Genomic DNA, 12,247 nt, shown 5'->3' on the forward strand with positions numbered 1-12,247 from the left:
GCCCATGCGTTACGCCCATCTATCCGTGTTGCTGCTGCTTGCGTTTTGCGCACTGCCGGCGGCAGCGCAGACCACCGTGAAGCAGAGCCATCCGCTGACGCGCGGCGGGCGCGTGGAGCTGGACAACATCGCTGGGCAGATCCGCGTGCGCGGCTGGGACCGCGACGACGTGGCGCTGACCGGCACCCTGGGCGAAGGGCAGCGCCTGGAGGTGGATGAAAGCCCGGACCGGCTGCAGTTCGAGGTGATCTACCCGCGTAACAACCGCAACAGCAGGGGGGCCCAACTGGAGCTGCGGGTTCCGCGCGCGGCGCTGCTGGAGGTGGAGGCGGTGAGTGCCTCGGTGGATGTCGATCAGGTCGATCTGGCGCGGTTGCAGCTCAAGTCGGTCAGCGGCAACGTGGTCGCAGCCGGACGCGCCAGGGAAGCGCAACTGGAAACCGTCAGCGGCGCACTGCGCAGCACGATGGCCAGCGCACGGCTGAGCCTGGGCACGGTCAGTGGGCAGATCGATGCGCCGGCCGGCGCCAGCGGCGTAGTGTCGGTCGAGTCCGTTTCCGGCCAGATCCGGGTCGGCGCGGGGCAGGTGTCGCAGCTGCGCGCCGAGAGCGTGTCCGGCGCAACGGCGCTGACGGTGGCCGGTCTGGCGCCGGGCGGCAGCATCGCTGCGGAGAGCGTCAGTGGCACCATCAGCCTGGGTGTGCCGCGCAACGTGTCGGCAGCGCTGCAGGTGGAGGTGTTCAGCGGCGACATCCGTTCGGTGGCCGGGCAGGTGGAGCGGCCGGAGTACGGCCCGGGCAAGAGCCTGAGAACCCGGCTGGGTGCCGGCAATGGTGACATCAAGCTCGAGTCGCATTCCGGGTCGGTGCGCATCGATTACGGCAACTGAGCGGCTGCGCCAACTGCGGCCGGAAACGAACGTGCCACCTTGCGGTGGCACGTCGGTACAACGCTTCGGCTTGCGGGTGACGCTTAGGCGATCTTGTCGCCATCGTTACGCGCAGGGCCGAAGTTGGTGGTGAGCACTTCGATCCGGCCGCCGGTCTTGCGGAACGCGGCGATGTCGGCAGCGATGCGCTCACGACTGAGCGGCTGCGACTTGCCTTCGCTGCGAGCGATGCTGGGCTGGGATTTCTGCTTGGTCGCGGGACGTGCCATGTGGCCTCCTGTAGCGGGGAAGTGCGATGACACCGCGTGCGGCTAGGGTGGCGCGCGCGGAAGCGGTGTCGAGAGGTGCGGTCGCGTTCGGTGCGCAATCGCGGCGGCACGGCAAGCGTGCCTTGCTGACAAGCCGGCTAAGCGGTATGCAGCAACCGTGCATTGTAACGGATGGGCGCCCGCGTTGCCTTAACCATCCGACGGACGGGCCTGGCGGGCCGCCGCCCAGGCCAGACCCTGCACCACGCCGAAGGACGGATCGCCCTGCACCAGGCGCGATTCCGGGAACGCGGCAGCCACCGTGTCGCGGATATAGCCGGCACGCGACATGCCGCCGGTGAGGAACAGCGTGGCCGGCGGCGCGTCCAGGTCGGCACGGACCTGTGCAAGCAGGCCTTCCAGTTCGCCCAGGTAGCTGGAAGCGGACGCAACCAGCGCGCTTGCCTGCACCTCTACTTCCAGCCCGCGTTCGATGAAGTCCAGCCCGGCCTGGTGCCGGTCGCGCTCGCTGAGCGCGATCTTGCAGGCTTCCACGCCGCGGTACAGGCGCGCGGTGTTGCCGGTGTCCTGCAGCGCCTGCAGGCGCTTGTCGAACGGGGCGGGGACGTCCTGGTACTTGTGCAGGCGGAATTCGCGCTGGCGGGTCATGTCCTGCACCATCGCCGCTTCCACGTAATGGTGGGTGGGCACGCGGGTGATGCCGCGGCCGAACAGCGGCATGTAGGCGGCCAGACTCAGCGCCAGATCGATATCGGTACCGCCGCGCGCGATGCCCCAGGCGCGGTGCACCTGCGGCGCGGCGCTGCCGCCGACGCTGGCATGGGCGATGTCGGTGGTGCCGCCGCCGATGTCCACCACCACGGTGTCGTGACGGCTGTCGTGGCTGACGTGGTAATGCATCGCGGCCGCTGCGGGTTCTTCGAGGAAATCCACGCTGTCGAAGCCGGCGGCGATGGCGGCGGTCTGCAGAATGTCCAGCGCCTGCGCGTTGCCGGCCTCGCCGATGGAACTGCGGAACTGCACTGGGCGGCCCAGCGTGGCGCTGCGGATATTGATGTCGAACTGGCGCGAGGCGGTGAGCCGGATGTGTTCCAGCACGTGCGTGGCGATGCCGGTGATGGTCTGGCGCGCACGCGGATGCAGGTTGTAGCCCAGCATCGATTTGGGGCTCTGCACCAGGCTGCCTTCGCCTTCCAGAAAATACGCATCCAGCGCTTCGTCGCCGTAGACCGCGTTCTGCAGCAGGGCGGCGGAGCTGCGCGGTTCGCGCACCTGCTCTTCCATCCACTGGCGGCGCACGATGCGGATCGCATCGCGGCGCAGGCTGTCGGTGCTGGACGTGCGACCGGCCGCGGCGGCGTCGCGACGGCCGGAGTCGATCAGCCGCTCGACCTCGTATTCCAGCGCCGGGGTCAGGCTGAAATCGTCCGGGTCGCGCATGGTCTCGGGGAAATACACCGTGGTGCGGAACTGCAGGGCCTCGCCGAAGCGCACCGGGACCACCTGGCCATCGACGATCGCCGCAGCGGCGGAGTTGCTGGTACCGAAGTCGATGCCGAGTTTCATGCAAGCGGGCCTGTGAGCGGGCCGCGCACTTTACTACTTCTGCTGCCGGCGACGCCCATCGCACTGCGTTCGGACGTCGCAGCAGCCGAACTGCCGCATGCCCGCAGGCACGCGGCGCACCCAATCAGGCCGCGACGCTGGCGACCTGGCCTTCGTTCAGTTCTTCGGTGGTGGCTTCGCGCACCTCGATGACTTCGACCGCGAAATGCAGGGTCTGCCCGGCCAGCGGATGGTTGCCGTCGACGGTGACCTGCTCCGGGCCCACCTCGGTGACGGTGACCAGCACCGGGCCCTGCTGGGTGCGCGCCTCGAACTGCACACCCGGCACGACCTCGACATCGGTCGGGAATGCCTCGCGCGGCACCTGCTGGATCAACTGCTCGTGGCGCGGACCATAGCCTTGCTCGGGCACGACATCGGCAGTGAGTGTCTCGCCGACGCGCTTGCCGTCCAGCGCGTGTTCCAGGCCGGGCACGATGTTGCCGGCGCCGTGCAGGTAGCTCAATGGCGCGTCCGGCGTCGAACGGTCCAGGACCTGGCCACTGTCGTCGGAAAGGGTGTAATGAATGGTCGCAACGCGACCCTGGCTGATTTCCATCGGAAACCTCCATGACTTGTGATCGAGTGGGATGCGTCGGCTGACTCACGACGCCAAGAGGTGGTGCCCGCCTACCGTAGGCAATCGACCCGGATGATGCAACCGCAGCCGGGGCTGCGGTTAGGGCGAGGATCAGCTTGGTGGTGACGATGTCACCGCTGCGATGCAACTGCTTCCTGCGCGATGCGTCGGTGCGAAGATGAGCCGATCGATGCGCGTCACGTGCGGCGTTTGGCCGCGTGGCGATGCACGCATTCCACGGCCTGCCGTGCGCTAATCCTTCTCGGCCCCACGTTCGATCTGGGCGCGGCGCGCGTGCCAGGTTTCCGGCGTCTGCGGCTTGATGAACAGCGCGGTGAGCTCGGGGTGCTGCCGCTTGGCGGCCGCTTCGATGCGCCCGACGCAGGCTTCGATCTGTGGCGTGGTGCGGCTGTCTTCGAACTCGGCGCTCAACGCGGCGACCACCTGGTTCGGGCCCATCTGCATGGTCAATACGCCGTTGGCGGCGCGTACATCCGCATCGCTGGCGGCAATGCGCAGCAGCGATTCGGTGACGTGCGCATGCGCGGGTTCGCCGATCAGCAGGCCCTTGGTTTCGCGCGCCAACAGGAATGCGGTGAAGGCCAGCACACAGGCGATGCCGATCGAGGCGATGCCATCGAGTTCGGGCATGTCCAGCAGCTGCGCGCCGGCCAGGCCCAGTACCGCCATGAACAGGCCGATCAAGGCGGCGCTATCTTCGAGCAGCACGGTGAACGTGCTGGGATCCTTGCTCTGCCGGAATGCCTGGAAATAGCCCATGCGGCCCTTCTTGGCGCGGAATTCGCGCAGCGCCACGACCCAGGAAATGCCTTCGAACACGATCGATACGCCGAGCACGATGTAGGCGAGCAGATGGCTCTTGGCCGGCTCGGGATTGCGCAGATGCACGATGCCCTCGTACAGCGACACGCCTGCGCCCATCGCGAAGACCAGCAGCGCGACGATGAAACTCCAGAAGTACAGCTCACGCCCGTAGCCGAACGGATGGGTCGGCGAGGGGGCCTGCGCGGCGCGGCGCAGGCCGTACAGCAGCAGCACTTCGTTGACGGTGTCCACCAGCGAGTGCACGCCTTCGCTGAGCATCGCCGAGCTGCCCGAAATGCCTGCGGCGATGAATTTTGCGATCGCGATGGCAAGGTTGCCGGCCAGCGCGACATAGACGACCAGATGCGAGCCGGTTTTCTTTGCCGCGCCCGGTTCGCCAGCCGTAGGCGCGGTGGATCCTGGCGCAGCGCCGGGGGCTTGGGGAAGCGATGGGTTGGACACGTGCGACCTGCAGGGCATTCGACAAGCGCCGCACTATCGCGCCGGCGCCGTGCCGGAGACGTGATCGCGCGGCCGGGGCGCTACAATCCACGCCCGTTTTGAACCTAGGAATCGCATGTCTTCCGTTCCCGCCTGCCCGCAATGTGGCCTGGACAATACCTATGCCGATGGCGCGTTGCTGATTTGCGCAGACTGCGGCTTCGAATGGAGCGCGGGCGAGTCCGCCGCGACTGCGACGGTGGTGCGCGACAGCAACGGCAACCTGCTGCAGGCCGGCGACACGGTGACGGTGATCAAGGACCTGAAGGTCAAGGGCTCGTCGATTCCGCTCAAGCAGGGCACGCTGATCCGCAACATCCGCCTGGTCGAGGACGATGCCGAGCACATCGAAGGCAATTCGGAAAAGATCAAGGGCCTGGTGCTGAAGACCTGTTTCCTGCGCAAGGCCTGAGGCTGTTGCGGAGCCAGCAGCACAGCCTGCAGCGTGTGTAGGAGCGCGCTTGCGCGCGATGAAGCGGTATCGATACCGCCTCATCGCACGCAAGCGCGCTCCTGCGTTGCGGCGTGCTCAATCGCGCGGATACACCGCCGCCACCGTGCAACTCTGGCGCATCCGCGCGGCCAGGCTGCCACGCGTGGTGCTCAGGTCGCCCTGCTGGCCGGATCCGGCAGCCGCGCCGGCAAGTGCCATTTCGTCGAGCACATCGACCTTGTCGCCGGGATTGCCGCAGATCGCATTCAGGCCCATGCCGGAGACGAAGCGGATCGGCGGCGCGCCACTGAGTTCGCGGCAGCTGTCCATCAGTTCGACGCGGTAGTGGCGATGCGTGCCGGGGTGACGTGGCGAGACTTCCACCACCAGGCCCTGGCCGTCTTCCGACCACGAACGCAGCATGCTGGGATTGAAGCAGTAGCTGGACGAACCGGCGAAATTGCGCCGGCGCGCTTCGCGCACGCTGACCCCGTCCAGGGTCGGGATGCCGCTGTCGCGTTGCCGTGCCGCACTGGCGTATTCGCGCGCACTCAGCGTGGCGATCTGGCTGACCGCGCAGTGCTGCTGGCCCGAGCGCACGTATGCCGGCGCACCGTTGCAGACCCAGCCGTGCGCCGCCAGCAGGCTTGCATCGGCTTGTGCGGCCAGTTGCGGGCAGTCCTGCGCCAGGCTGATGCGGAACAGCCGCCCGCCCTGTTCGGCCACTGCCAGCGTGCGCGGATCGGCTTGATGCAGCTCCGTTACCTTGCGCGCATCCAGGCACTCGGCGTTCGGTGCGGCAGGGCGCAGCGGCTCGGCCGCTGCGGTGGAGGACGCGTAACCGAATAGCGTGCTGCCGAGCAGAACCGCAGTGAGTAAACGCATCACGCACATCCTTGGCAATGAGGGATGTCCGCATCATCTGCCAAGCAGGTCGCGCTGACAATCGCAGCAACGCGCGTCGGGTCGCGGCGCTCAACAACACCGGGCGGGCCGCCAGCGCTCGGCACCGCCAGCGCATACGAGTGCATGCCGATGCCGGGCTGCACGCATGTGCGCGCACGACCTCACGCGCAGCTTGCAACTCGCCACTGCGTTGACGCGGCGCTGTTCGTGCTTAGGGTGCTTCGGGCGGGTCCGAATCCAGCACCTGCAGCTTGCCGCCGGTGGTTTCGGGAAGGATGCGTTGGTCGGTGGCCACCAGCACCACACCAGGTGTCAGCAGCGGCAGCAGGCCGGCCAGGAATGCCGGCGGCACCTGCAGCCGCGCGATGGTGTCGGCATCCAGGGCCTGTCCTGCCGCGGCGCTGCTGCCCGGGATGCCGATGCGCATCCAGTTGGGCATGCGTTGACCGGGCAAGCCGGGCACTTCGCCAGGCAGGAAGCCCTGGCCGACGATGAACGCCTGCGTGCCCAGCGGCGCGGCGCCGGTCTGCGCGCGCAATGCCACTTGCGCGCGTCCGATTTCCACGCCGTTGCGATACACCACCAGTTGCTGATCGCTGCTGCTGACCAGCATCGAGATGGGGCCGGTGGGTGCCAGTTCCGGCTGCCACGCAAAGCTCTGGCCGTTGGGCAGCGGCAGCAATGCCCGCTGCGCACCGGTGGCCGGGTCGATCGGGCTGAGCGCACGGGGATGCACCACCGCGTCCGCATCCACACCGGCTTGCGCGACCACCACCACCATGCCCATGTTGGAATTGTCGAACAGCAGCCGTGCGAATTCCGACGGCAGATGCACGCAGCCATGCGATTCCGGATAACCGGGCAGGCCGCCTGCGTGCAGGGCCACGCCGTCCCAGGTCAGGCGTTGCTGATAGGGCATGGGCGCGGCGTTGTAGAGGTTGGAGCGGTGGTCCTTGTCCTTCTGCAGGATGGTGAACACACCGGTCGGTGTCTCGTGCCCGGGCTTGCCGGAGCTGATGGTGGAAACGCCGATCAGGATGCCGTTGCGATACGCATACGCGCGTTGCTCGGTGAGGCTGACGATCACCGCCATCGGCCCCCAGCCCTTGCTGACGCCGCCCCAGATCCATTCGCCCGGCTTGAGGTCGGCCGGCGCCGTTTCGGCAGGGCTGGACTGGCGCGCGCCCCAGAACGGCACCGCAAGCGCTGGCCCGCAGACCAGCAGCGTGCAAAAAACAATGGCAGTGAGCAGGGGCCGCATCGGCATTCCAGAGAGCAGTGTCGGCACGATCCTAGCGGGGCCGGGTGTACGCGTCATGTGGTCGCTACCGGGAGGGCTACGTTGCGAAGGCATCCGCGTTGCGAGGGGGCGTGCGGTGTACGCGTTTGCGTATTCGCCGAGCCTGGGGCGAACACACGCACAAGCGCCTGGCCTTGCGCGCCGGTTCAACGATTGACTTGGCAGATGCACGAGGACCGCCGCATTGCGCGGGCGATCGGGCAAGGGATGCGTATCGCGCTTGCACGAGACGCCGGGCCGGCGACGTGCCCAGGTCCAACGTGCGCGTGCGGACCGGTCGATCCGATACGGCAGCTGCGCTCGCTTGATGCCCAGCGCAGCCGCTGTGTCGGCGAGACCTGGAGCGACTGACAAAATCTAACGATCAGTCGTCAGGTGAGCGCGGACGGCGCGCAGGAACCGGAATGTACGCGTGGTACATCCCGATTCCGGACATCGGTCGCGCCCGCCTGGCGGTGAGCGCAGGCGTTTTGCAGCCGCGCTCAGTTCGGCAGGGCGGGGTAGTCGGTGTAGCCCTTGGCACCGCCGCCGTACAGGGTGGCCTGGTCGAGCTCGGCCAGCGGGGCGTTCTCGTGCAGGCGACGCACCAGATCCGGGTTGGCGATGAACGGCCGGCCGAAGGCGATCGCATCGGCGTAACCGCTGTGGATGGCGTGGTCGGACAGCGCCTTGTCGTAGCTGTTGTTGGCGATCCAGGCGCCGTCGAACTTTGCGCGCAGCGCGGCATAGTCGAAGGCGACGTTGTCACGCGCACCGCCGGTTGCGCCTTCGATCACGTGCACGAAGGCCAGCCCGCCGATCAGGTTGAGACGCTCCACCGCACGTTCGAACAGCGGCTGCGGATCGGAGTCATGCATGCCGTACACCGGCGTGACCGGCGACAGCCGCACACCGGTGCGCTCGGCGCCGATCTCGTCGGCGATCGCCTGCACCACTTCGGTCAGAAGGCGGGTGCGATTTTCGATGTCGCCGCCGTACGCGTCGGTGCGCTGGTTGGAGCCGTCACGCAGGAACTGATCGAGCAGGTAGCCGTTGGCCGCATGCACTTCCACGCCGTCGAAGCCGGCATCGATGGCGTTGCGCGCGGCGATGCGGTAGTCCTCGATCAGGGCGGGGATTTCGTCCAGCGCCAGCGCGCGCGGCTCGGAGACATCTTGGAAGCCGTCCTTGGTGTAGGTCTTGCCTTCGGCGCGGATGGCGCTGGGCGCCACCGGCGATTCGCCCGGCGGCAGCACGCTGGTGTGCGAGACGCGGCCCACATGCCACAGCTGCAGCACGATCTTGCCGCCACGGCGATGCACTTCATCGGTGACCGCACGCCAGCCCTGGACCTGCTCGGCGGTATGGATGCCGGGCGTATCCAGGTAGCCCTGACCCAGCGGGCTGATCTGCGTGCCTTCGGCCACGATCAGGCCGGCACTGGCGCGTTGGCCGTAGTACTCGGCGGCGAGCGGCGAGGGCACCTGCCCGGCGACGGCGCGATTGCGCGTCAGCGGCGCCATGATCACGCGGTTGGCAAGATCCAGTGCGCCCAGGCGCACGGCGGAAAACAACGGGGACTCGGTGGATTTGGACATCAGCAACCAATTGGGTGTGGATCACGCGCCAGGCGCGACACCGCGCCGATCGCGAGTGCCCCCTAGCGATGGTGGCGGAGCAGCGCCGATTCGAGCGATAGCGATAGGACACAGCGTCTCCTGGCGCATCGAGAGCGGCCAGACCGTGATGTGCCGGGGCCTGGCGCTGAATCGCAGCAGGCGCCGCGCTTCCGTTGATTGCTGCGTTGCACAATAATACGCTGCCCCGTCATCCTGGAGTCGGGCATGTCCGATACCGATCTTTCGACGCCGCGCGTATCACGGCGCGATTACGTGCTGATCCTGTTTGCGTTGGCGATGGGCGGCTTTGCGATCGGCATCAGCGAATTCTCCACCATGGGCCTGATGACCCAGATCGCGCAGGGCCTGCAGATCAGCGAGCCGCAGGTCGGCCACGTGATCAGCGCCTATGCGCTGGGTGTGGTGGTCGGTGCGCCGTTGCTGGCGATCATTGGCGCGCGCTGGCCGCGGCGCACCTTGTTGCTGTTGCTGATGGTGTTCTACGCGCTGGGCAATCTGGCCAGCGCCTTGGCGCCGAGCTATCACACGATGTTGCTGTGCCGTTTCATCGCTGGTTTGCCGCATGGCGCGTACTTCGGCGTCGCTTCACTGGTGGCCGCGTCGATCAGCCCGCCCAACCAACGTGCCACTGCGGTGGGCCGGGTGTTGTTGGGCCTGAGCATTGCCTTGCTGGTCGGCAATCCGTTGGCGACCTGGCTGGGTCAGATCGTGAGTTGGCGGTGGGCCTACGCGGCGGTGTCGGTGCTTGCGCTGTGCACGGTTGCGGCAGTGGCGGCGCGCCTGCCGCCTGCGCCGGACGAGCCGCGGCAACAGCCGTTGCGTGAGCTGCGCGCGTTCAATCAGCCGCAGGTATGGCTGGCCCTGGCGATCGGCGCGGTGGGCTTTTCCGGCATGTTCTGCGTCTTCAGTTATCTGGCGCCCACCCTGACCGCGGTGACCGGCGTGGAGCCGGCGCGGATCCCGCTGGCGATGGTGGCGTTCGGGGTCGGCGGCGTGCTCGGCAGCATCCTGGGCGGCTGGCTGTTCGACCGCATGCAGTTCCGCGCGGTGCCGGTATTGCTGGTGTGGTCGGTGGTGGTGATGCTGACCTTTCCGTTGGCTGCGCAGTCGGGCCTGTGGGTGTTTGTGTCCATCGTGGCGGTCGGCACCATGGGCGCACTGGCACCTGCGCTGCAGACGCGCCTGATGGATGTGGCCGCGGAGGCGCAGACCCTGGCAGCGGCGTCCAACCATGCCGCATTCAATACCGCCAATGCGCTGGGCCCGTGGCTGGGCGGTATGGCGATCACCGCCGGGTGGGGCTGGACCTCGACCGGCTACGTGGGCGCGGCCACTGCGCTGGGCGGCTTGCTGGTGTATGCGCTGGCGGTCTGGCAGGAGCGCCGCCAGCGCGCGTCGCTGGCGAGCTGCTGAGGCGCTGCCGGCCTGCACTGCCTGCTGCAGTTGGAGTGATGAGTGGCAGAGTTGGCAGAAGGCGTGCTGGTTGCCACGTTGGTCAGTGCAGGACGCAAGGCCATATCCACGGCCAACTCACGAGCGCACGTCGAGACTGCACGCTTCACTGCAAGCGGACCGTACAGCGCCATGACCGAACACACGCCACCGCCCTGGAAGCGCGGCAAGCCCAAGGGTAACTCCGCCTCCACGCCGCTGACCGCAAGCCAAAAAGCCGCTGCCAAGCAGCGCGCAGAGGAGGCCGGTCGCCCCTATCCCAACCTGGTCGACAATATGTGGGCGAGCCGGCAGCCAAGGTAGGTTTGACCTGCTCTTGGCATCGATGAATCGCCATTCATTGCCTGCATGATCGCGTGAGGACAATCACCACATCACTCACATGTCGATTATGTGTGTCCCGCCAATCTAAGGCCGTACACAACGCCAAGGCATGCAATCAGCACATCGATTGCCTCATCCCCGAAAGCCAGCGCAGACGCATCCACCAACCGCGCAGCGCTGGCCCATCGCAACCAGGAGCGACACATGAGCATTCAGAGCAAGACCGAGCATAGCCTCAACGACCTCATCGCCATTTCCCGCGACGGCAAGGACTTCTACGAAGAAGCGGCCGCCAAGGTGGGTGATGCGGAACTTGCAACGTTGTTCCGCCGCATCGCCGGCGTGAAGTCCGACATCGTCAGCAATCTGAGCAGTGTGGTTGCATCGGTCGGCGGCAAGCCGGAAACCAGCGGCACCATGGTCGGCAGCATGCAGCAGTTCTACGGCAAGGTGCGCGCCACGCTGGGCGATACCAAGTACGGCTACGTTGCCGAACTGGAAGAGTCCGAAGACCGTCTGCTGAAGGCGTTCGACGAAACCATCGCCGACCAGGACACCCCGGCTGCCGCACGCGACGCCGCACTGCGTCTGCTGCCGGAAGTGCGCGCATGTCACGACGTGATGCGTAACCGCAAGCATGCGATGAAGAACGCCGCATAAGCTGCGTGCGTGACCCAGGCGCATCCAGGTGATGCAGCTTGCGGAGTGAACCGATAAAGGCGGAAACGGGCAGCGCAAGCTGCCCGTTTCTTTTTGTGTCGCAGGTGGTCAGTGCTGCGCGGTTGTTGTTCCACGCATTGCACGCGTTCCACGTTTTTGCATTGGCGTTGAATGCGTGTCACACATGCATCTGGTCTGCTAGTATCCGCCGCCCTTCTTCCCGGCAGGTCCGCGTACGCGGTCGTGGAATCAGCCCATGCAACAGCAGTTTCTGTACCTGTCCTCGGCCGAGGCGCAATTGTCGCTTGGCCTCGGTGAGGAGAAGACCACCGAGCGCCTGTTCTTTGCGGTGATGGCCGATGCGGCCACCGCCCAACGCGCCGCGGCGATCGCCGATGGGCTGCTGCACAATGGTCATGTCGACGGCAAGCCGCTGGCGCGCGAGCGCTTGCATGTGACCCTGCATCATCTGGGCGATTACGCGGGCGGCTTGCCGCCTTCGCTGGTGAGCCGCGCCAGTCAGGCAGCCGAGCGCGTGGTGTTGGACGCGTTCGAGGTGGAGTTCGATCGGGTCGGCACCTTCGGCGGCCGGCGCTCGCAGCTGCCATGCGTGCTGCGTGGCGAAGACAAGGTGCGCGGGCTGTACGAACTGCAGGGCGCGCTGGGCCGGCAGCTGGCGCATGCGGGCATTGCCGGCGACGCGCAGTACACGCCGCATATGACGCTGCTGTATTGCAACCAGTCGTTGCCGCAACGGCGCTGCGATGCGCTGGCGTGGACGGTGCGCGAGTTCGCGCTGGTGCGCAGCTTCCTGGGCCAGTCGCGTTACCAGATCGAAGGGCAGTGGGCGCTGCGCTGATGTGCAGGCAGATGCGTACGCGGTA

At 66.9% G+C, this 12,247-nt stretch carries 13 protein-coding genes and 1 other RNA gene; 6 read left to right on the forward strand and 8 right to left on the reverse strand.

From position 1 onward, the window contains the following. Positions 1-4: 4 nt before the first annotated feature. Positions 5-889 (forward strand): DUF4097 family beta strand repeat-containing protein, encoded by an 885-nt coding sequence (locus ABQ039_RS06560; RefSeq protein ID WP_349778460.1) that lies wholly within the window; start codon positions 5-7, stop codon positions 887-889. An 83-nt stretch (positions 890-972) separates the two neighbouring features. Here ABQ039_RS06560 and ABQ039_RS06565 read toward each other — a convergent pair whose 3' ends face one another. The 4 genes from ABQ039_RS06565 to ABQ039_RS06580 all read right to left on the reverse strand — a co-directional run bounded on the left by ABQ039_RS06565 (position 973) and on the right by ABQ039_RS06580 (position 4,630). Continuing rightward, positions 973-1,158, reverse strand: coding sequence for a hypothetical protein (locus ABQ039_RS06565; RefSeq protein ID WP_010366034.1), 186 nt, complete (start codon positions 1,156-1,158; stop codon positions 973-975). A gap of 189 nt (positions 1,159-1,347) precedes the next feature. Then, complete coding sequence (locus ABQ039_RS06570) at positions 1,348-2,724, reverse strand: Hsp70 family protein (RefSeq protein WP_102252357.1); 1,377 nt, start codon at positions 2,722-2,724, stop codon at positions 1,348-1,350. A gap of 124 nt (positions 2,725-2,848) precedes the next feature. Then, entirely contained in the window at positions 2,849-3,322 is a 474-nt protein-coding gene (locus ABQ039_RS06575; RefSeq protein ID WP_024938000.1) for a peptidylprolyl isomerase, read from the reverse strand. Between the two features lie 273 nt (positions 3,323-3,595). Then, on the reverse strand, positions 3,596-4,630 hold the full coding sequence (locus ABQ039_RS06580; RefSeq protein ID WP_374057847.1) for a cation diffusion facilitator family transporter: 1,035 nt from the start codon (positions 4,628-4,630) through the stop codon (positions 3,596-3,598). A 115-nt stretch (positions 4,631-4,745) separates the two neighbouring features. On the opposite strand from ABQ039_RS06580, the gene ABQ039_RS06585 reads away from it, so the two are divergent. Then, entirely contained in the window at positions 4,746-5,081 is a 336-nt protein-coding gene (locus ABQ039_RS06585) for a zinc ribbon domain-containing protein YjdM (RefSeq protein ID WP_039520205.1), read from the forward strand. A 117-nt stretch (positions 5,082-5,198) separates the two neighbouring features. On the opposite strand, the gene ABQ039_RS06590 is transcribed toward ABQ039_RS06585, so the two are convergent. From ABQ039_RS06590 to ABQ039_RS06605, 4 genes are all read right to left on the reverse strand, one after another. Continuing rightward, positions 5,199-5,987 carry a hypothetical protein gene (locus ABQ039_RS06590; protein ID WP_226426631.1) on the reverse strand — a complete coding sequence of 263 codons (789 nt, stop codon included), beginning with the start codon at positions 5,985-5,987 and terminating at the stop codon, positions 5,199-5,201. Positions 5,988-6,219: 232 nt separating this feature from the next. Continuing rightward, positions 6,220-7,275, reverse strand: a complete 1,056-nt coding sequence (locus ABQ039_RS06595; protein ID WP_065049704.1) for a L,D-transpeptidase — start codon at positions 7,273-7,275, stop codon at positions 6,220-6,222. A 378-nt stretch (positions 7,276-7,653) separates the two neighbouring features. Continuing rightward, positions 7,654-7,729, reverse strand: a non-coding RNA gene (locus tag ABQ039_RS06600) — sX9 sRNA. A 61-nt stretch (positions 7,730-7,790) separates the two neighbouring features. Further along, on the reverse strand, positions 7,791-8,885 hold the full coding sequence (locus ABQ039_RS06605) for an alkene reductase (protein ID WP_349778461.1): 1,095 nt from the start codon (positions 8,883-8,885) through the stop codon (positions 7,791-7,793). 246 nt (positions 8,886-9,131) lie between these two features. Between ABQ039_RS06605 and ABQ039_RS06610 the strand changes: the two genes are divergently transcribed. The 4 genes from ABQ039_RS06610 (at position 9,132) to ABQ039_RS06625 (ending at position 12,222) form a co-directional block, all read left to right on the forward strand. After that, complete coding sequence (locus ABQ039_RS06610; RefSeq protein WP_039528349.1) at positions 9,132-10,340, forward strand: MFS transporter; 1,209 nt, start codon at positions 9,132-9,134, stop codon at positions 10,338-10,340. A gap of 42 nt (positions 10,341-10,382) precedes the next feature. Then, on the forward strand, positions 10,383-10,682 hold the full coding sequence (locus ABQ039_RS06615) for a hypothetical protein (protein WP_184380521.1): 300 nt from the start codon (positions 10,383-10,385) through the stop codon (positions 10,680-10,682). A 225-nt stretch (positions 10,683-10,907) separates the two neighbouring features. Continuing rightward, entirely contained in the window at positions 10,908-11,363 is a 456-nt protein-coding gene (locus ABQ039_RS06620) for a PA2169 family four-helix-bundle protein (RefSeq protein WP_024937995.1), read from the forward strand. Positions 11,364-11,619: 256 nt separating this feature from the next. Further along, the gene (locus tag ABQ039_RS06625) at positions 11,620-12,222 is read left to right on the forward strand and encodes a 2'-5' RNA ligase family protein (RefSeq protein WP_039520216.1); all 603 of its coding nucleotides are present in this window, start codon (positions 11,620-11,622) and stop codon (positions 12,220-12,222) included. The last annotated feature ends 25 nt before the right edge of the window (positions 12,223-12,247 follow it).

This window comes from Xanthomonas sp. WHRI 6108, from assembly GCF_040202385.2.
Lineage (GTDB): Bacteria > Pseudomonadota > Gammaproteobacteria > Xanthomonadales > Xanthomonadaceae > Xanthomonas > Xanthomonas arboricola.